The sequence below is a fragment of the Pelistega sp. MC2 genome (assembly GCF_900099475.1).
GTDB classification, from domain to species: Bacteria; Pseudomonadota; Gammaproteobacteria; order Burkholderiales; family Burkholderiaceae_B; genus Taylorella; species Taylorella indica.
Genome location: NZ_LT628274.1, coordinates 329,593 through 349,471 on the forward strand (window position 1 = coordinate 329,593; position 19,879 = coordinate 349,471).

General features: G+C 38.4%; 19 protein-coding genes. 8 read left to right on the forward strand and 11 right to left on the reverse strand.

Translation table 11 applies throughout. The features are described 5' to 3' along the window. The first annotated feature begins 41 nt into the window (after nucleotides 1–41). The 8 genes from BQ4443_RS03350 (at nucleotide 42) to BQ4443_RS03385 (ending at nucleotide 10,262) form a co-directional block, all read left to right on the forward strand. Complete coding sequence (locus BQ4443_RS03350) at nucleotides 42–4,295, forward strand: YadA-like family protein (RefSeq protein WP_071058046.1); 4,254 nt, start codon at nucleotides 42–44, stop codon at nucleotides 4,293–4,295. 71 nt (nucleotides 4,296–4,366) lie between these two features. Further along, nucleotides 4,367–5,311, forward strand: coding sequence for an ArdC family protein (locus BQ4443_RS03355; protein WP_071058047.1), 945 nt, complete (start codon nucleotides 4,367–4,369; stop codon nucleotides 5,309–5,311). A 105-nt stretch (nucleotides 5,312–5,416) separates the two neighbouring features. Beyond that, nucleotides 5,417–6,085: a BspA family leucine-rich repeat surface protein gene (locus BQ4443_RS03360; protein ID WP_071058048.1), complete on the forward strand. Its 669-nt coding sequence runs from the start codon at nucleotides 5,417–5,419 to the stop codon at nucleotides 6,083–6,085. A 9-nt stretch (nucleotides 6,086–6,094) separates the two neighbouring features. Continuing rightward, on the forward strand, nucleotides 6,095–7,297 hold the full coding sequence (locus tag BQ4443_RS03365) for a relaxase/mobilization nuclease domain-containing protein (protein ID WP_071058049.1): 1,203 nt from the start codon (nucleotides 6,095–6,097) through the stop codon (nucleotides 7,295–7,297). A 67-nt stretch (nucleotides 7,298–7,364) separates the two neighbouring features. Continuing rightward, complete coding sequence (locus BQ4443_RS03370) at nucleotides 7,365–8,225, forward strand: pentapeptide repeat-containing protein (protein ID WP_071058050.1); 861 nt, start codon at nucleotides 7,365–7,367, stop codon at nucleotides 8,223–8,225. Continuing rightward, nucleotides 8,144–8,641 (forward strand): pentapeptide repeat-containing protein, encoded by a 498-nt coding sequence (locus BQ4443_RS12585; protein ID WP_083331836.1) that lies wholly within the window; start codon nucleotides 8,144–8,146, stop codon nucleotides 8,639–8,641. Before BQ4443_RS03370 ends, BQ4443_RS12585 begins: the two co-directional genes overlap by 82 nt. Before the next feature lie 17 nt (nucleotides 8,642–8,658). Continuing rightward, nucleotides 8,659–9,156, forward strand: coding sequence for a hypothetical protein (locus BQ4443_RS03380; protein ID WP_071058052.1), 498 nt, complete (start codon nucleotides 8,659–8,661; stop codon nucleotides 9,154–9,156). Between the two features lie 224 nt (nucleotides 9,157–9,380). Then, entirely contained in the window at nucleotides 9,381–10,262 is an 882-nt protein-coding gene (locus tag BQ4443_RS03385; protein ID WP_071058053.1) for a BspA family leucine-rich repeat surface protein, read from the forward strand. A 147-nt stretch (nucleotides 10,263–10,409) separates the two neighbouring features. On the opposite strand, the gene BQ4443_RS03390 is transcribed toward BQ4443_RS03385, so the two are convergent. The 11 genes from BQ4443_RS03390 to BQ4443_RS03440 form a co-directional block, all read right to left on the reverse strand. Then, complete coding sequence (locus tag BQ4443_RS03390) at nucleotides 10,410–11,444, reverse strand: IS481 family transposase (RefSeq protein ID WP_071057811.1); 1,035 nt, start codon at nucleotides 11,442–11,444, stop codon at nucleotides 10,410–10,412. A 253-nt stretch (nucleotides 11,445–11,697) separates the two neighbouring features. Next, complete coding sequence (locus tag BQ4443_RS03395) at nucleotides 11,698–12,552, reverse strand: hypothetical protein (protein WP_218118016.1); 855 nt, start codon at nucleotides 12,550–12,552, stop codon at nucleotides 11,698–11,700. Then, nucleotides 12,552–13,169 carry a polymorphic toxin-type HINT domain-containing protein gene (locus tag BQ4443_RS03400; protein WP_256330909.1) on the reverse strand — a complete coding sequence of 206 codons (618 nt, stop codon included), beginning with the start codon at nucleotides 13,167–13,169 and terminating at the stop codon, nucleotides 12,552–12,554. Before BQ4443_RS03400 ends, BQ4443_RS03395 begins: the two co-directional genes overlap by 1 nt. Before the next feature lie 91 nt (nucleotides 13,170–13,260). Continuing rightward, nucleotides 13,261–14,301, reverse strand: a complete 1,041-nt coding sequence (locus BQ4443_RS03405; protein ID WP_143000537.1) for an Imm49 family immunity protein — start codon at nucleotides 14,299–14,301, stop codon at nucleotides 13,261–13,263. A gap of 19 nt (nucleotides 14,302–14,320) precedes the next feature. Next, a complete protein-coding gene (locus tag BQ4443_RS03410; protein ID WP_143000538.1) occupies nucleotides 14,321–14,740 on the reverse strand; it encodes a hypothetical protein in 420 nt (139 codons plus the stop codon). A gap of 85 nt (nucleotides 14,741–14,825) precedes the next feature. Further along, complete coding sequence (locus tag BQ4443_RS03415) at nucleotides 14,826–15,497, reverse strand: hypothetical protein (RefSeq protein WP_071058057.1); 672 nt, start codon at nucleotides 15,495–15,497, stop codon at nucleotides 14,826–14,828. 269 nt (nucleotides 15,498–15,766) lie between these two features. Then, the gene (locus BQ4443_RS03420) at nucleotides 15,767–17,326 is read right to left on the reverse strand and encodes a VENN motif pre-toxin domain-containing protein (RefSeq protein ID WP_071058058.1); all 1,560 of its coding nucleotides are present in this window, start codon (nucleotides 17,324–17,326) and stop codon (nucleotides 15,767–15,769) included. Further along, nucleotides 17,327–18,178 (reverse strand): hypothetical protein, encoded by an 852-nt coding sequence (locus tag BQ4443_RS03425; RefSeq protein ID WP_218118017.1) that lies wholly within the window; start codon nucleotides 18,176–18,178, stop codon nucleotides 17,327–17,329. It abuts the gene before it with no gap. Continuing rightward, the gene (locus tag BQ4443_RS03430) at nucleotides 18,178–18,795 is read right to left on the reverse strand and encodes a polymorphic toxin-type HINT domain-containing protein (protein WP_071058060.1); all 618 of its coding nucleotides are present in this window, start codon (nucleotides 18,793–18,795) and stop codon (nucleotides 18,178–18,180) included. The genes BQ4443_RS03425 and BQ4443_RS03430 overlap by 1 nt, the downstream gene beginning before the upstream one ends. 61 nt (nucleotides 18,796–18,856) lie before the next feature. Beyond that, complete coding sequence (locus BQ4443_RS03435) at nucleotides 18,857–19,291, reverse strand: hypothetical protein (RefSeq protein WP_071058061.1); 435 nt, start codon at nucleotides 19,289–19,291, stop codon at nucleotides 18,857–18,859. A gap of 64 nt (nucleotides 19,292–19,355) precedes the next feature. Then, on the reverse strand, nucleotides 19,356–19,868 hold the full coding sequence (locus BQ4443_RS03440; protein WP_071058062.1) for a hypothetical protein: 513 nt from the start codon (nucleotides 19,866–19,868) through the stop codon (nucleotides 19,356–19,358). Between the last annotated feature and the right edge of the window lie 11 nt (nucleotides 19,869–19,879).

Genomic DNA, 19,879 nt, shown 5'->3' on the forward strand with positions numbered 1-19,879 from the left:
CCCTTCACGGTGGAGGTTTTTTTACTTAAGGATACTTATTTATGATGAAGAAAACTACACTTGCATTAGCACTTAGTGCTGTTTTTTCTATGAATTATGCGACTGCCCAAGACGCACAACCCAATGTTGTAAATATCACAATTAATAATGTTGGTGATGATACAGGATTAGAAATGGGTACAGGCTCACGTGCACGTGGACAAGGCTCAATAGCTACAGGAAAGAATTCCGTAGCCATTGGTAAAAATGCAGTTGCAACAGGCGGTAATGAAAACAAGGATTCCATTACCCAAAAACTTAATGAAAACAAGCAAAAGCTAGCTGATATTGCCACTGCCGAAGCTAATACAAACCGTCTCTTAGGTGAACTACAAAACATCCGCAAGGTCGAAGCAGACGTGATCGAAGCTGGCGAACGAGTAAAACAAGTTAGATTGGCAAAACAATCTGCTTATAACGTATGGCAAGACAAGTTAAAAACGTATAATGACACAGTCGCAGGCTCTGCCCAATTTTTAAAAGACGCTCAAGCTAAGGTTGACGATTTAAACAGTCGTTTAACAGGTATTAGTCGTATCCAAAATGTAGATATTAGTTCTGACGAAGGACTTACAAATGCAGCCACACAACTCAAGGCGATTGCAGAAGAAGGCACAACACTTAATTTAAGTGTGGATTTTTACAAAGACTACGTAAGTAGCTACTATACGGCATTAGGAGAGGCGAGAATACTCGAAAACGAAAGTAATAATATTAAACAAAACATCCGCTTCCCTATAATAGAAGCTCTCAAAAGCCAAGTAGTCAGCGGAACCCCAATAGCCCAAAATGTTATAGACACCTATAACAACACAATAACCAAATACAATATCAGTCTCCCTGTACTAAATTTAGATAATAATTATGTTGCTTTCGTTGGCTACGACCCTTTTTATGATTATGACGATACTACAAGGTTGATACAAGATGGGGAAAAACTAAGATTAGTTAGAGGTAGAGATATAGCTATGCCAACAGTGAAGGGAACTGTTGTTGCTGAAATTGATGATGTTCAGAGATTTGAGTCTCTGTTTAAAAACAAACAACCAACCGACATAGAGTTTCAAAGAGTTATAACCAAGACAACATATGAAAATCAAAAAGAAGCACTCAAGAAAATTAGGGATAGTTTACCCGAACTATTGAATCAGAATCACTATTTCTTAGATGAAGATAATAGTAAAGCAAGAAGATATGCTTCTTATCTTGATAACTCCCTAATGCTTAAGGAATACGCATTAGATATAGCTTATTATCAAACTATGTATGAGGAAACGAAAAATACGACTTGGTTAGATAAAAAAGTAGAGGCATTCAATAAGGCTAAAGCAATAGCAATGAGCATTACACGTATCCCATCACTCTATAATGGAGATGTAACCTCATTTGATAATCAAATTTACCAAGCTCATAATGCTTGGTACAAAGAAAATGTTTCTGATGTTTTATTAAAAAATAAAGTTACTACGCAAAAATTAACACAAGAGCTAGAAGAGGCTCTAGGCATTAATAAAAATGCGATTGCCGAGAAAGAAGCAGAGATTGCTCGATTAAAAACCGCAGCAGATCAGGCGAAAAGCACGTATGACAACACAAACCCTAGCGACGCAGACATTGCTTTGTCTCAGCGATATGAAGAAATCATGCGACAACTCACTGCTAAAGCGAATGAACTCAAATCTGAACAAGATAGATTACAAGCATTGCGTGACGCTTTAACACTAAACGACTTGACCAATGTTGGCGAAAATGCCTATGCCATTGGCACAAATGCCCTCGCAACAGGCGCTAACTCACTTGCGATTGGCACAGATACTATTGTTACTGGCGAAAATTCAATCGCTATGGGTAAAGGTTCAGTTGTGACAGGCACTAACTCAATCGCTATTGGTACAGGTCACAATGTGTTGGGTAACAATTCTGGGGCATTCGGAGACCCAGATTATATCTATGGTGACGGCAGTTACGCTTTTGGTAATAACAATACCATTGGTGAAGCCACTAACCCACATAACTCGGGCAACAATACTTTTGTGCTTGGATCTAATGTAGTGACAAAAGCTAACAATGCTGTAATCCTCGGAGCGAACAGTGCAGATGGCGGTGACAATACTGTATCTGTCGGATCTGCCACAGCACAACGTAAGATTGTCTATGTAGCTGACGGCACGATTAGCCAAACCAGTAAAGACGCTATCAACGGTAGCCAAATCTATGATATTTTACAAAACGGTACAAACGTGAACGTTGGAACTTGGAAAACCCTACTCGGTGTCGGTTCAACAAGTGCAACAGGAGACAGTGCCACAGCAACAGCACTAAATAACCTAGCTGCTGATGTCGCCAAGCATTTAGGCGGAGGTGCAACGGTAGACGGTAATGGTCGTGTAACTAGCCCAACTTACAGTATCACAGACGTGACAGGTGAATCACCAACCGTTCAAAATTATAGTAATGTGGGAGCTGCATTAACTGCACTTGATAGTAACACTAAAGCTCTTAATACGATATTAGGTAATAAAGCAGATAAAACTGATATTACTAATATCAATACTAGTTTAGACGGTATCAATACAGCATTAAATGGCAAAGCCAATACCAGCCTTAATAACATTACGAGTGATGGCGAAACGGTGATTAAGAACCTTGCCAAAGGGGCTGTGAAGGTTATTGCAGGAACCAATACTACTGTGACTGAAAGCACCGATGGCGATGCCAAAACCTATGCTGTCAATGTCTCTAATGAAGCGATTAAAGGTGCAGTCCAAAAAGACTTAGACAGCAAAGCCAACAAGGATGCCAGCAACCTTATCACAACGGATGTACAAAAATGGCAAGAGAAGTTAGGGAATGGTAAGAATACCAAAGGCGATAAAGGCTTGATTACTGGCGATACGCTAAATACAGCTTTAACTGCTGCATTATCAGATAAAGCAAATAAAACTGATATTACTAATATCAATACTAGTTTAGACGGTATCAATACAGCATTAAATGGCAAAGCCAACACTAACCTGAATAACCTTACTACGGATGGTGAAACGGTGATTAAGAACCTTGCCAAAGGTGCTGTGAAGGTTATTGCAGGAACCAATACTACTGTGACTGAAAGCACCGATGGCGATGCCAAAACCTATGCTGTCAATGTCTCTAATGAAGCGATTAAAGGGGCAGTACAAAAAGACTTAGATGGTAAAGCAAACAAAGACGCAAGCAACCTTATCACAACGGATGTACAAAAATGGCAAGAGAAGTTAGGGAATGGTAAGAATGCCAAAGGCGATAAAGGATTGATTACTGGCGATACGCTAAATACAGCTTTAACTGCTGCATTATCAGATAAAGCAGATAAAACTGATATTACTAATATCAATACTAGTTTAGACGGTATCAATACAGCATTAAATGGCAAAGCCAACACTAACCTGAATAACCTTACTACGGATGGTAAAACGGTGATTAAGAACCTTGCTAAGGGTGCAGTCAAAGTGGTAGCAGGAACTAACACCACCGTCACAGAAGGTACAGATGGTAATGCTAAGACTTATGCAGTCAATGTCTCTAATGACACAATTAAAGGTGCAGTCCAAAAAGACTTAGACAGCAAAGCCAACAAGGATGCCAGCAACCTTATCACAACGGATGTACAAAAATGGCAAGAGAAGTTAGGGAATGGTAAGAATGCCAAAGGCGATAAAGGATTGATTACTGGCGATACACTGAATATTTCTTTAGAAACTAAAGCAGACAAAAGCGACGTGACTAATATTAAGACAGACTTTAGCCGCTTAGCTGGTGATGTAGCACAACATCTCGGTGGAGGTGCTACTGCGGTAGACGGTCGTGTAACTACACCAACTTACTCGATTAAAGATGTAACTACTAATGCCACTGGTGTTTATAACAGTGTAGGTGGTGCGATTCAAGCACTTGATCGCAACACACAAGTATTATCAGCTCGTATGAACAGTATGACTGGAGATATTCAATCGTTACGCGGTGAAGTGCAAACATTACGCAAAGATGCCTTTGCTGGTACTGCATCTGCAATGGCGATTGCTGGACTAGGTCAATCAACCCAGCCTGGCAAGACATCTGTCAGTATGTCTGGATCTGCTTATCGTGGCCAAAATGCATACGCCCTAGGTATTTCACGCATGAGTTCTAATGGTAAGTTCCTTCTCAAGGGGGCTGTCAGCGGCAACAATCGTGGACACTACGGTGGTGTAGTAAGCGCTACCTATACCTTTGACTAGTTTATAAGTCTTATCTTTTAACTTAACAGGCGGTGTGAGTAATCACACTGCTTATTTTTTGGAGCAGTAGTATGGCTAACGAAAAGAAAGAGTCTTTCGCTGAACAACTTGCTGAAAAAATCATTATTGAATTAGAAAAAGGAACTGCACCATGGCAACAGCCATGGACTAATTCTCCTCGCCCATACAATGCAATCACTGGTAAACCTTACCGGGGAGCCAATCGATTGATGTTAATGGTACAGATTTATAAAGATCCTCGCTACTTGACATTTAATCAAGCCAAGGAGGCTGGTTATGCAGTTAGAAAAGGATCTAGAGGAATTCCATTGCAGAAGTATATCTGGGAGAAAGACGACATAAAAAAAGATGAGCAAGGCAACCCCATCAAAGACAATAATGGCAACGTTATTAAAGAAAGAGTAAAACTGAAAAAACCCATTATAAATTACTTTACAGTGTTCAATGCTGATCAAATTGATGGAATTCCCCCTCTACAACTTGACCCAACAGAAAAAAACTGGGATGTACATAGGATTGCTGATGAAATTATTAAAACATCTGGTGCAGTAATTAAGCATGAGGACGGTAATTGTGCTTACTACGACCCATCTCGTGATGAAATTGTGTTACCACATACTCAACAATTTCCTTCCGCACAAAATTACTACGATACTGTCTTACACGAATTGGGGCATTGGACTGGACATGAAAGTCGTCTAAATCGATTAACAACAGCAATGTTTGGGACTCAAGATTATGCTAAAGAGGAATTACGAGCAGAGATAGCTAGCATGATGCTTGGACAGGATTTAGGTATTTCACATGACACCAGTAACCACTTGAGTTATGTGGCTAACTGGATTCATGTCATCAAAGATTTTCCTTATGAATTGATTAAGGCCTGTAACGATGCAGAACGGATTAGTTCTTATGTGTTGGATTTTGCTCCTGAACATATTAAGGAGCAAATCAATGCAAGATACATTATTCAAGAACCTGAAATAGTAATGTAGTCGTAACGTCTTCCCCAAACTGTTTTAACTTCAACTTTATAGATTTTTTCATATTCACTAACCGCCTAGGGATACCTTGGCGGTTTTCTTTTGGAGATTTTCATCGTGGAAAAGATTATTGCTACTGATGACACTATTCATCAAATTATAAAAGATGAGATTAGACGCTTGGGTAACGAGGCAAACCTTAATCATATTGATACTTCACAAGTTACAAATATGAACCGTTTATTTGAACGAACACAGTTTAGAGGGGACATTTCATGTTGGGATACGTCTAATGTGACATCAATGATGTTTATGTTTTCCCAATCCCCTTTTAATGGCGATATTGCTAAGTGGGATGTAAGCAAGGTGAGAAATATGCGGTTCACTTTTTCTAATGCAGCCTTTAACGGTGATATTTCAAATTGGAATACCTCTAGTGTTATTAGCACACGAGGAATGTTTACCAATTCTCCATTCAATGGGAATATTTCGGGTTGGGATACATCAAAAGTAAAGGACATGGCGGCTATGTTTATGGGCTCACAATTTAATGGTGATATTTCTCAGTGGGATGTCAGTAATGTGAGAGATATGGCTGCTATGTTCACTAAGTCCCAGTTTAATGGTGATATTTCAGGTTGGAATGTTTCCAATGTCAATATGATGCACAGTATCTTTGAACAATCTGCATTTACAGGAGATATTTCAGGTTGGAATTTACATCCTGATGTAGATAAAAGCACATTAGGACTTGAGATGTATGCTGAGCAAGCAATAATCATGTAGGAGTAAGCTATGCCCAGTGCATTAAAGCGAGCCGAAGATATTCTCCTGGGGTTTGAACGGAGGGTTAGAAAAAAGGTTAGTGGCAGTAGTCAAGGTGGTGGTGTAAGGCTAAAACGTAACTTTGGTATTGCCAATCTCCGCAGAGGAAAAAAAGTACCCGAAGTAGTGGTTAAAACACCTAAACGGAAGCTAGTGAATGGCAAGCCGCCACCAGAAAATACAAAGTCTATAAGAAGCCACCTTGAGTATATCAGTCGTAATGGAAAGGTTGAAGTGGAAACAAAAGACGGGCGGATACTCACAGGTCATAATACAGGTAAAGACATTACCGAAGAATGGCGTCGTAAAGGTTTAGTAGAGGATATTAGTGGCAAGAAACAAAAATTAAACATTGTTTTATCTATGCCTAAGGGTACTCCACCAGAGGCAGTACTTAACGCCTCTAGGGAATTTGCTCGTCAAGTTTTTGATGCGAATCACGAATGGTGTATGGCATTACATACAGACACTGATGAACCTCATGTACATTTGGCAGTATCTATGATGGGGTACGATGGAAAACGCCTTAATCCTCGCAAAGAAACCTATCATCAATGGCGATTACTGTTTGCCGAAAAAATGCGTGAGCAAGGTGTGGAATGTACTGCCACTAAACGAGTACATCGTGGAGAATATAAGAAAGCCAAAAACAGCACGGTTGAGCATATTGAAAAACGTGGAGGATTTTCAGAAATTAACTATGTACGTCTTCAACAACTGAAAGATGCTATTAAGGACAGAAAAGAACCTCTCTCTCCTTTTCTTGAAAAACAATTAGAAGGTAAGCAACTATTGATTAAAGAATATAAGTTATTGGCTCGCCTACTATATCAAGAAGGACATAAAACAGAAGCAAGAGAAATCGGTGAGTTAACCAGAGAACTGGAAAAATCAGAACCCACTACACGGTTACAAGATGAGTTTAACGAAGCGATTACGACAGGCAAAGTCCCTGAACGCTATCGAATTTATGAGTTGTTTGATGAGGCACATAAAGGGAATATTCAAACCTTTATTGATAATCACGAATTGACTGCTCAGGAGGCGAAAACTCTATCTAAACGTCTCTACCTTGAAGGATTCAAGACAGAAGCTAAGATATTGGGGGATTTTGCTAAAACGCAGGTTGAGCAGGAAAAACAACGTGAACAAGATAGCGAATTAACTTTTTAAATTATGTATATAACCTTTCTAACCACTTAAGAATTTCTTAAGTGGTTTTTCTTTTTTGGAGATTTAGATGAAGATTAAAGATATGTTTGGTGAGGTCATTTATGAAGACAAAAAGGCAAAAAGCATTAAAGAAACGCTAGAGACCCTGATTAAGGAAAAGGCATCAACTAATTTAGCATTTGCTGATTTACGGGGAGCTGATTTGCAGGAGGCGGACTTAAGAGGTATTTGGCTTAAAGGAGCAGACCTTGAAGGAGCCAATCTATCAGGGGCGAAGTTATCAGGTTCTCGCATTGAAGATGTGTATTTTACAGATGCCAACTTAAGTGGTGTAGTCGCTGACGGCACTAGTTTTAAGCATACTAATTTTTTGCGAGCTAATGTTACTGGAGCAGATTTCTCTAATTCATACTTTGGTAACGCTAGCCTTAAGCACGTGGACATTACCAGTGCAAAATTCCCTGAGCGTGAAGTTTTGCATGAACAGGAAGCACGAGATATTGGTGTAATGCCACTACCCGTCGATAAGCTCATGACCATTGACGGACAAGTACGATTTGAATTACCAGGATCAACTAGTATTAAAGAAACCGTAATGGCTGCTGTAAAAGCTGGTGTATCACTTGATCACACAGATTTAAGAGAAATGGATTTAAACAATCTGAATCTTGGTCACAAGGACTTGTCTGGTGCGAATTTAACTTTCACAAATCTGAAAAATACAAACTTAGAATCAGCTAATTTATCAGAAGCTAATTTATATCAAGCTAACCTCACGGGTGCCAACCTAGATCGAGCAGATGTGTCCAATGCTAATCTGGCACTCCAGAACTTTATGCTACAAATATGTATGGCACGAATTTTAGCGAGGCAAGGCTATTCAAAGCCGATTTTGCCCACTCAAACTGCCAAAAAGCCAATTTTATAGAGGCTGATTTAACAGGAACAAATTTAAGGCATTCAAATTTAGCTAGTGCCAATCTTAGCAATCTGGATTTAACACACACAGTCCTACGTGGTGTTAATTTTCTAGGATGCAAGATGCGAAATGTAAATCTTGAGGGACATCCATTATCTGGAATAATGTTTGCTGGGGCTGATTTAACAGGAGCAAACTTATCTAATGCGAATTTAATTGAGGCAAACTTAGCAAGTACTGACCTTACCAAGACCAATCTATCTAACACACTTTTAATGCGTGCATTCTTGGAAGAAGCAAACTTAACGAATGCTAATCTAACAGGAGCAGACTTAACCGACACCCGAATGCCTGGTGCTTGCTTAGAAGGAGCAATAATGGACAACGTTATTGGCCAAGACCAAGAACCAGAAATAGTAATGTAAAACTGAGGGTTTTATTTATGCGAGAAATTCATTTAAGAATCAGAAACGTATCAGAAGCGGATTATGCAAATTTGAAAGCATTAGCTTTACAACTAACAGGATCTTACGCTGTGTCGTCATTAATTAGATACTGGATACGTCAAAGTGGCATTAAGTCACAAAATAAGCAACTTCCAAAATTATCCCGATCACGGTTAGAAATACAGTTAAAAAACAAGGAGCAACTATCAGCCCTAGCTTCAACGCAAGGCATGAGCCTAAATCGTTTTATTGTCATGCTACTAAACAATTATACGGAAGACACAAAAATTATGTCTGCTACACAAATCCAAGTGTTACGGGAAAGTAACTATCAGCTTTATCAGCTTGGTAAAAATATTAATCAGATCGCCAAAGCTCTTAATCAGGGCAAACCAATTAGCTTAACAAGCCAAAAGCTAGATGAATTATCCAAATTAATTGATACACACACCAGTAAAGTGGCTGATGTGATTTGTTCCACACCAACACTTTAAACACCTAGATACAACAAGGTAATTCAACTTGATTCACAATTAAATTGTATATACAACTAAGTAATGGTTAATTTATTCCTATAAATATTGCCCCCCTTATTCTTACCAAGACTATGAACAATAGACACTAGCAAGGTATGAAATAAAAAAAGCTAACACAGCATTGTTATCCCCCCTACTTTGAACATACCGCCCTAAAGGCGGTTTTTTATTTGGAACGACAAATGTATTCTAAAATCAATCAATACTTTCAAGCTGAAATTAATGGAGTAAGAATCTCCAAAGAACAACTCTTTTATTCGGTCGATTTTTTGCTAAACAATATGGAAGATAGATTTCCGAATAATAAAAGAGAAATCAACAACCCTGAATTTATCAGGGATTTTGTAAACGCATTAGATAACACATACTTTTCAACTGGAGCAGAAATAACACTCTCTGAGTTGGAGCATGAATTACAGGTAAATATTAATACAGCACAAACTTTCAATGAAGTTGAATTCAATATTGAGGGTTATGGCTGGTTGGACATCAACCAAAAAATACAGTCTGGTAGTTATCTGCCAAACTTGGAAAAAATTATCGCAACAGATGACACAATTCAATCTATTGTAGAACAAGAAATTCTACGCCTAGGATATTACGCAGATCTTAACCATATAGATGTAAGTCAAGTAACAGATATGTCTGATCTCTTTCGTTATAGTCAATTCAATGGCGACATTAGTTGCTGGGATGTCTCCAACGTTAAATATATGGAAGCGATGTTCTACGAAAGTGAATTTAATAATGACATATCAAAATGGGACGTATCTAACGTACAAAATATGTCGCATATGTTCCAAGAAAGCCCATTTAACGGAAATATCTCTAATTGGAATGTATCTAATGTACGAAGTATGCGTTGTATGTTTTGCAATAGTCAATTCGATGGCGACATCAGTTGCTGGGATGTCTCCAACGTCATGGAGATGTCATATATGTTAGCAGATAGTCCATTTAATGGAGATATTTCTAAATGGCGCATCAATCCTGAGGCAAAAACAACAAATATTGGAGTGGAACTACCCACAATAGAGCCCGATGAACCAGAAATGACCATGTGATTCTAGTTTGTCGAGCCTGTCCGAAATTTTGTATAAATGAAATTTAAATATGCTTGGTAACATACTCATCAAGCATATTTAATGTGTAGAAGTTCAGACTTCATCTGACAGTTCCCCGTTTGACAAGCGGTGTCTGTCAGATTAGATTTAGCTCAGCTTTTTGCTGTTCCAAATCTGTTTACCATCAATCAATGTTTCTATGGGTGTTCGCCCACAGCACATCTTTCCTTGATGAGTTCGTTCATTATTATAGAAATCAAGCCATTCGTCTAGGTCTTTTTGCAAACTATCTAAATCAGCATAGAGTTTTTTGCGGAACGTTACTTGATAAAACTCCTGCAAAATGGTCTTATGGAAGCGCTCGCAAATACCATTGGTTTGAGGTGATCGAGCCTTAGTCTTTGTATGCTCAATTTCATTAATAACTAGATAAAGCTCATAATCATGATGCTCTACCTTACCGCAGAACTCTGTTCCTCTATCTGTCAGAATGCGTAATACAGGTAAATCATGCTCTGCATAAAAAGGTAATACACGATCATTAAGTAAGTCTGCAGAAGTAATAGGGGTTTTAGAGGTGTATAGCTTACAATGCGCTACTTTACTGTAAGTATCGACATATGTTTGCTGATAAATACGTCCTACCCCTTTTAAATGCCCCACATAAAAGGTATCTTGTGAACCCAAATAGCCAGGATGCGCGGTTTCAATCTCACCCATGGCTTGCTCTTCATCTTTCTTGCGTTCAAGAGCTTGTATTTGTTGCTCATTCAGAATAATTCCTTCTTGCTGTACTTTCGCCTCTAAGGCGTTTAGACGTTTGGTAAAGTTCTCCAAGTTGTGCCGCAACCAAACGGAACGAACACCACTAGGTGATACAAATATTCCCTGTTTACGCAACTCATTGCTAATTCTTAGTTGACCATAGGCAGGATAATGAATCGCCATCTCTATCACCGCTAACTCAGTGGCTTCGTCCACTCTATTTTTAAGGTTAGGCACCCGTCTATTACGATCAATGAGTGCCTCTATACCGCCTTCTTCAACCAATTCTTTATAGCGATAAAATGTATCCCTCGATACGCCCATAATTTTGCATGCTTGCGACACATTTTTTAATTGCTCTGCTAAATTAAGCAGTCCTGCTTTATGTTTAATCACATTATTGGTAGTATGTAACATGAGAGTTTCCTTTTGTTTGTTTAAAAGATTCGCACCTCTTATTCAAACGGGAAACTCTCTTTTTTGCAACTCATTTGTCAGATTTGGTCTGAACTTCTACATTTAATGTCGGATGCATATCTCGTATCAACATAACCCATTTTTTCACCGTCTGCATAATGATTAAATAGACAACTTTAAAGATAGCCTAAATAAGATAACACAATAGAATCTCTACAAATCAACCTATTCCTATGCTACCCCCACCTTGCACTTAAAAATCTTCTGCATATTGCAGAAAATCAAATTCTCCTGCTTGACCTGATAGTAAATGCGCGGCATAGCTATCAATAGCTTCCGCAGGATTAGAGAGTTTTTTAATTTGCATCACATCTGTTCTTGGTACGACATACACATTACGCTCGGTGTTATGCGATGAGACAAATAGTTGGAAACCATTTTTTCCCCAGTCATCTGACAATCGGGTATCCAATAAACAGCGCAATTCAAAATACTTATCAGTATCCATAAACTCTTCGGTTTGATATGTCTGACGGAACGCATGATTAAATTTCGCCTCTAAAAATTCGGCATATTGAGGTAGTACACGCCGTTCCTTATCTGCCATTTCTCTAAGCAATGAATATATTGGAGACATATTATATGTAGAAGTTGAAGGTAAGACTCCACGAAATATACTTGTTGTTGTTCTTTCTGCTATATCCCACCCCTCTGCTCGATAAAGCCAAGAATTAAGCATTGCTAAAGGAATAACAGCATAATCGCTCTTATCCTTCTCATAAGTATATGGAGTATAGTGTATGTAGCATACCCTCCCCCCTACTATAATCCCTAACTGAGTAATATCTCCCATTAGACCTGGGTATGGGGTGGTTTTTACTGCATAAAAAAACTCTCCATTCATTAAATAATTATATGTTTTTGGTTGCCAAGCCTCGAAAGGTTTAAGTAAATAATTGAATAGTGAGTCTCCTGCTTCCTCTATCAAGTGAAAACTATCAAAAATTTTCTCACCATCAAGAAATGTTAAAGTATCAAACGGAATTTTCTTCAGATTAGTATATACATCCGTAAATTGTTCATATAAATCTTTTTTTGAAAGAAACATTATCGTACCCCTCTTTGTTTGATTTCTTGCTCAACTTTCTTTTTTATAAATGCTTGTCGTTTTTCTAGATATGAAAGATACTCAGGCGAAATCTCTTTACCCTCTTTAACATACATTCTCCAACCATCTGTTCCTGTTTCCACTTTATTTCCCTTAGATGCATTTAATTCTTTAGGTAACGGTTGTAGATTCAACGGATCATTCAATAACTCCCTTTGAACATTCTCAGGCAAACGTTCAAATCCAGGTATCTCCTTAAATTCTGCTCGTGGCAAAATATGGTCAACAGATGCCCTAGCGCCATCTGGAAAATCTTTGCGAACCCCATCGAATGGATCAAGGTACTGTACTTTGCCTGTGGTTTTATCAACCCAACCACCCTCAATAAATTTCTTTTCAATATCACCATAGGTATTTACAAAGTCACAACAATTTGCGTTGTGTACCCAGACACCTAAATGACCGATATGGTAAGTGCTGAAATCCTCTACTTTGATATTATAAACAGTCTCTAATTGACCTGTGCTGTACTGGTCTAATACGGTTAAATAGGGAAGTCCTTCTCTGTTAAGTAGCACCATTCCTTTTTCTAGTAGGCTCGCCTTGCGCCAGCCTATGTATAACCATCCGTAGCATAGGCTTCTATTACACCTAACAAAGCATGAACAGTAAAGTTAAAAAACTTGGTTCACGGTCTGCACATAAGCATCACTTCTTATCTATCGGTGAGCTAGGTTGTAAATCTATTAGGCGTCCGCCACGTCCAAAGAGTCTTAGGATTCTATTCTTAAGCTTCTTGTATTCCCTCTCTCTCCATGCCAACCCAGCCTCCATCTTTGCTTTCCATCTATCTATCCATACCTGTTGTGGTTGATGAAAATCAAACTCTTTCATAAAATCGTAAGGGTCTTCGTAGGATTCTAAAGGCTTCACCTCTATGAGCTCTTTGGGTGCAATAGGGCTATCTATTCCAAGGTCAAAACCGTGAATGGCAGCAATTTTGGCATAGGTCAGCACAGGTAGATATAAATAAAAGTCGAAGTGTATATTCAAATCTTGTTTTGCTCTTGTCGATAGCCGATATTCCAACATTTCCTCTAATACTTTTTTCATTTCTTCCGCATCTTGGTTGGCTAATGCCAGGAAAAACTTAAAATCAGGTTCTAGTTGAGCTGTTTTTTTTGCTCTTTTAGAATCATTAAGAAAACGTAAACTACGTTCCTTTAAACACTCCCAATCCCCTGATAATGCCAACAGTGTCGAACGATTAAAATAAGGATATATATTATCTCCCTTATAAGTCTGTTGATCTAAGCTTCCTGAAATAATATCCTGTTGCGATATTAAAAACTCTTTTAATTCTGGGTTATCAGAAAGTAAATGCAAAAAATATACTGTGCTATAGCGCCAATAACCCCAATCGGGTTTTTTCTCCGATAAGATTTGCAACTTAGCTGCCACATAAGCATGTTGCTTAAAAGCTTGCACATCCCCATGAACCACCAAATCGACTGAGGCTTGTCCTTCGTACATCCAGCTAAGAGTCATCATACAAGCAAAAGGATCACCCACACCACTATCAATAATTCTTAGTTTACGAGTAATATTTTCATAATTCACATCATTAGGATTAAGTTCCTTTGCATACCCTTTACAAAAATCTACCGACTCCTGGTAACTTCGTTCTGCAACACTCCCCAAATAGACTTTATACTTCTCCATTACAAGGTTTTTTCTACGTCTTGACATATATACATCCTTAATAAAATTACTTTGACCTAGATTTATTTGGAATCTTGACTGGAATAATTTTTACAGTCTTATCTGACTTATCTACAGCAACGATAATAGTTTTAATTGGCGAATCAGACTCTCTGGCTAATTCAAAAGCTCGTCTAACTTCACCATCCCTAGGCAACTGTTTCTCCACAGCTGTTATCCAGTCCTCAGATAATTGGTTAGTAAAATCATCACCATATTTCGCTCCTTTAGTACTCACCTGTAACGCCCCATTTTTTAATTGTTTACTATCCACAATAACAATAGAGCCATCTTTGGCCTGCCACACATGGTCAAAGCCATTATTTGCTCTATACTTACCGCCTTTAAGTACTTTATACCCTGAGCGTTCCGCTAGACTATTAAATCCCTTTTCTGTCGCCTCTACAATACTATTTGTATCATTCACAAGCTCCCGTATCGTTGACCAGTTTTTTACTTGATAAACTTGACCCACACCTATCTGGACACTCTTGCGTTCAGAAACTTATACTCTATTCACTTTCCTTATCCGAGTGTTTAGATCTACTTTTTTCCCAAATTTCCCCTACAACACTTCTATTTTTAAAAGGGCTTGAACTATGAGTTAATAATGTTGTTGGTTCACTGTTCTGGGAATAGACGTTATTCACACTAAAAGCGTTATTGTTAAGCTCCTCTTCTAACAGCAACTCTGCATACTCTTTCTGCATGGCTAGATGGTGGTTAGAGTGAACATCAGCATGTTTTTTTATATTGCTATTCTTATGCCATGCAGCTTTGTCGGGAACTTCCAAAATGTGTTTCGTAATTTCAACTATGGTGAGTGCATTAGTGAATACCCAAAATACTGCAAAAAAGATTTGAAGCGTACTTTTAAAGTCCACACTAAAATAAACCCATATACCCAAAACCAGCATAACAGGGACTGTCCACTTCAAAGAATTCAAGAACCACCAGCCAGATTTTGTCGGAAACAAATTAAATAACTTGTCTACATAAAAAACAATCATTCCACTGATAAGACAAATCACAAACCTTTCTTTTTGATAAGAAATAATTTGATCAAGACGCAAGGTCATAGCATCGTTAAACGCAACACTCATCAAAGCGGATAGTGTCATAGCAAAGAAAACACTTGATAGTGAAACTATCATTCGGCAAACATAGGGCAAAGCTTTTATCACCACTACCTCCTTGAATCATCCTCTTTAAGATCGTAAATATATCTAAAAAAGCTACCTCCAATAAAATCTCCTAACAACATCACCAAAAAAGCTTTTCTAATTTGAACTTGCAAAACAGTGTGTTGTATCTCCCAAAAATGTCTGATTGAGTATTCAATTCCATATTTGCTAGGAAAATGAACAATAACAGCTATTTCTAATAGACATAAAGAGAATAAAAAAAGTATGCAAAGTCTACAAAATATGCGGAAAATAATAATTCTCACTGTTTACTCACTTTTATCGTCAGAAAAAGGGAAATACTTGTCAAGAACATCAGGAAACTTTTGAAGCATCTCTGGAGTGTAAATTTTCAATACAGGATGCGGTAGTTTTTCTCCTGCCACTCCCCCAAGAACAGATAACGCTGTGTCCTGAGGTATATTTCCCTTGACAGCAAAACTCGTGGCTGCTCCCATTCCTGCGTTCACAATAAGCGTTTTACCCAGAGGCATTCCTGTTGTCATACCTGAAGTTACTCCAGCACTTATCAACTCTGCCCAACTGAACGGCTGACCTACCATAATTTGAGCTGTGGCATTGGCAGCCAATCCTCCTGCTGTATTAAGAACTACAGGATTACCTAATACTTTCACTGCAATAGGACTCTCTTTTGCCACAATACCCAACTTAGGTCCAACCAACCATAATCCATCATGCACACCTTCCGCAATTCGATATTCAGGACTATTAGTTCGGAGAGCCTGTTGATACAAATAACTTTTAATCTTGTCTGTTGGACGATCGAACCACTGTCCCCCATCAATAAGGCTATCTATCCTGACAGAATCTATCCCCCAATCAAGTAAACCTAACTTATACTTCACATTGGCATCCGTATCTGCATAAGACTGTAGATAGTCTCTCAGTATTTGAGTTAAAAATTGTTTGTCTGAATCAGTTAATTCTTCGGGATGAGTTTGATAACGCAGCAACAATTCATCTATTCTAGCATCTTTCATCAACAGCGCACTAATCACATCCTGCTCTATACGAGAGAGAGTCGCTTGCTTTTCAAACTTGTCCAACAGTTTATTACGCTCTTCTAAATCCCATTTTGCTAATAAGTTATTCTCCACCGCCCGCTTTCCAATCTCTGCCGCACTAATAGCACTTGAGGTGCTATCGCCCACCAAGCCTCCTGATAATCCACTCGCTAGTTGGCTCAATGCTGTGACGGTTTGTTTCTGCGCTTCGGTCAACTCATCTGGGCTATTTTTATCATACAGTTGCTTAATAATCAGCTCTGCCGCTAACTCTCCTGTCACCGCTCCAGCAGCCCCTGCTCCCGCATGATTACCTGTCGCATAGGCTTCTATAGCGCCAAGTAAAGCATGCGCCATCAAGTTAGCTTCTTTATTGACCTGACCGCTCTGGTCGGTCGTTGCCTCTTTAATTAACTTATTCGCATAAGGGGATAGTCCTCCCACCACCGCTTGTCCTACATTGCCCGTTGCAATGCCTTGTAGTACCCCCGTGACTGCCCGTACTGCCATTTGAATATCACTTCCTTGTCCATATTGGGCAATGACGGCATTAGCCTGTGCAAGCTGTGCTTGCGCTTGTGCATCATTAGGATTCTTATCTAAACTCCGTTGGGCATCTTTCTTATCCTGCTCTGCTTTATCCAAGCGAGGTTTGAGGGCAATCGCCACACTATTATTGGCTATCTCACCAATCACCTGCGCCATCTCTTGACGCTCTCTTGCCTCTGTCATATCAAAACGCTCTGTCTTGGCATTAGCGTTCTGCGTATCACGAGATAGAGCAGTAGGGACTTCTCCTTGCACTTAAAAATCTTCTGTATATTGCAGAAAATCAAACTCCCCTTCTTTCCCTGACAATAGGTGTGCTGCATAGCTATCAATAGCTTCTGCTGGATGAGAGAGTTTTTTAATTTGCATCACATCTGTTCTTGGTACGACATACACATTACGCTCGGTGTTATGCGATGAGACAAATAGCTGGAAACCATTTTTTCCCCAGTCTCCATCTAACCGTGTATCTAGCAAACACCGTAGTTCAAAGTATTTATCCTCCATAAACTCTTTAATGTGATAGCTTTGGCGAAAAGGATGATTAAATTTAGACTCTAAAAATTCAGTATATTGAGGTAATGCTTTATCTGTTTTATCAGTAAAACCACCTATTATTGAATCTATTGGTGATACAGAATAAGTTACTGCTGAAGGCAAAACACCTCTATGAATATCAATTACTGTTGATTCCGCCATATCCCACCCCTCGGCTCGATAAAGCCAAGAGTTAAGGATTTCTAGAGGGATAGTGGGATATCTACTTGTCTTTTTTTCATAGGTATATGGGGTATATTGTATGTAGCATACCCTCCCCCCTACTATAATCCCTAACTGAGTAATGTCTCCCATTAGACCTGGATATGGAGAGTTTTTTACCGCATAAAAAAACTCTCCATTAGTTAAATAACTATAAGTTTTTGGTTGCCAACTTTTAAAAGGCTCAATAAGGTAATTAAATAAATTTCCATTACTCTCTTGAATAAAATGATACCCATTGACTTCCCTATCAATATCATGCAAATTTAAGGATTCAAAAGGTATATCCTTAAAAGTCGTATAAATATGTGTAAATTGTCTATATAAATCTTGCTTTGAAAAAAACATTATCTTAGTCCTTTTTTCTCAAGTTCTCTTATCACTTTCACTTCCATCTCTCTTTGGATTTTTTTAAGATAAGCACGATACTCAGGCGAAATCTCTTTACCCTCTTTAACATACATTCTCCAACCATCTGTTCCTGTTTCCACTTTATTTCCCTTAGATGAATTTAATTCTTTTGGTAACGGTTGTAAGTTCATTGGGTCATTGATAAAGGCTTCTTGAACCTCTTTAGGTAAGCGGTCAAATCCCGTAATCTTATCAAACCCATCTTTTGGAAAAATATGGTCAACAGATGCCCTAGCGCCATCTGGAAAATCTTTGCGAACCCCATCGAATGGATCAAGGTACTGTACTTTGCCTGTGGTTTTATCAACCCAACCACCCTCAATAAATTTCTTTTCAATATCACCATAGGTGTTCACAAAGTCACAACAATTTGCGTTGTGTACCCAGACACCTAAATGACCGATATGGTAAGTGCTGAAATCCTCTACTTTAATGTTATAGACCGTTTCCAATTTACCTGTGCTGTACTGGTCTAATACGGTTAAATAGTGGAGTCCTTCTCTATTAAGTAGCACCATTCCTTTTGCAAGTAGGCTCGCCTTGCGCCAGCCCATGCCTACTACAAAGCGCCTCCTCTACATCACAACAAACTTTTAACGGTAAGGACTAATCACATCAATTATCTTTTCCTCTAAGACCACTTTTGACAATTTCTAATATAACAAATATATTAGTGATAGCAACAAAACCTAATAAAACAAGATGATATATATCTCTCTGTTCATACAAAGTATTTGCCAATACACAAACTAGTATAGCCCCAACAACACTTAATATTAAAGAGTATGTAGCATTCTGTATGGTATACGCATCCATAGCATCAATTTTTTCAGAAACAGCTGTATTTAATGCGCTTATTAATATAATTATCCCGAAAAATTTTAAGTTATATATAAAAGCATCTTCATGAAATTTTAAAAAATTTTCTAGACTAAGATATGCCAAACCATACTGGTAATATACGTACAAAACAAAGCCCACAGTAGCCATAAAAAATGGAGCTGAAAATAAGAACATACCAACGAAAAAATATTTACTTAATTTTCTCATTTTCAGTTCCTTTTTCTAGAAAATAATTATGCGTATTGCGGAAAATCAAATTCTCCTCTCAGTTCTATGAGTTATGAGAATATATCGGACACTCTTTCAGAGGAGGATCTATATAAGTTGCTTTCGCACATCGAAGATGTTTCTCACTCGTTCCTATAAAATCTTGGTATGTTTTAGGAAACCTTTTCTTAAGGGTTGCAAGAAATCCATCTTGAGTAAAACTACTTTTACGCTTATACACGTAGTCATATATACCGTACCTTAGTTCTGGCGTTATCACCAGTGCCGAACCACTAGAATCAATAAAATGGCTTACCGCAATAACATGATTATTTTCTACCCGACAAAAACATATCGCCTCTCCAAAAACACCAATACAACCATCATCCTTACAGTCACCAATAAAGGTTGTTCCGTAAGCACCAGACGTTAGGGTCAACTGCGTTTCGTTATGAAATCGCCATGCCCCATAATATGGTAGAGATTCTGCTATACCCACAATCACGACAAAAACAGCACCTACACAAATAAAGAAAAGTTTTATGTATTTCCAAACTAATATGAGTTTTTCTACCATGAAAAAGTACT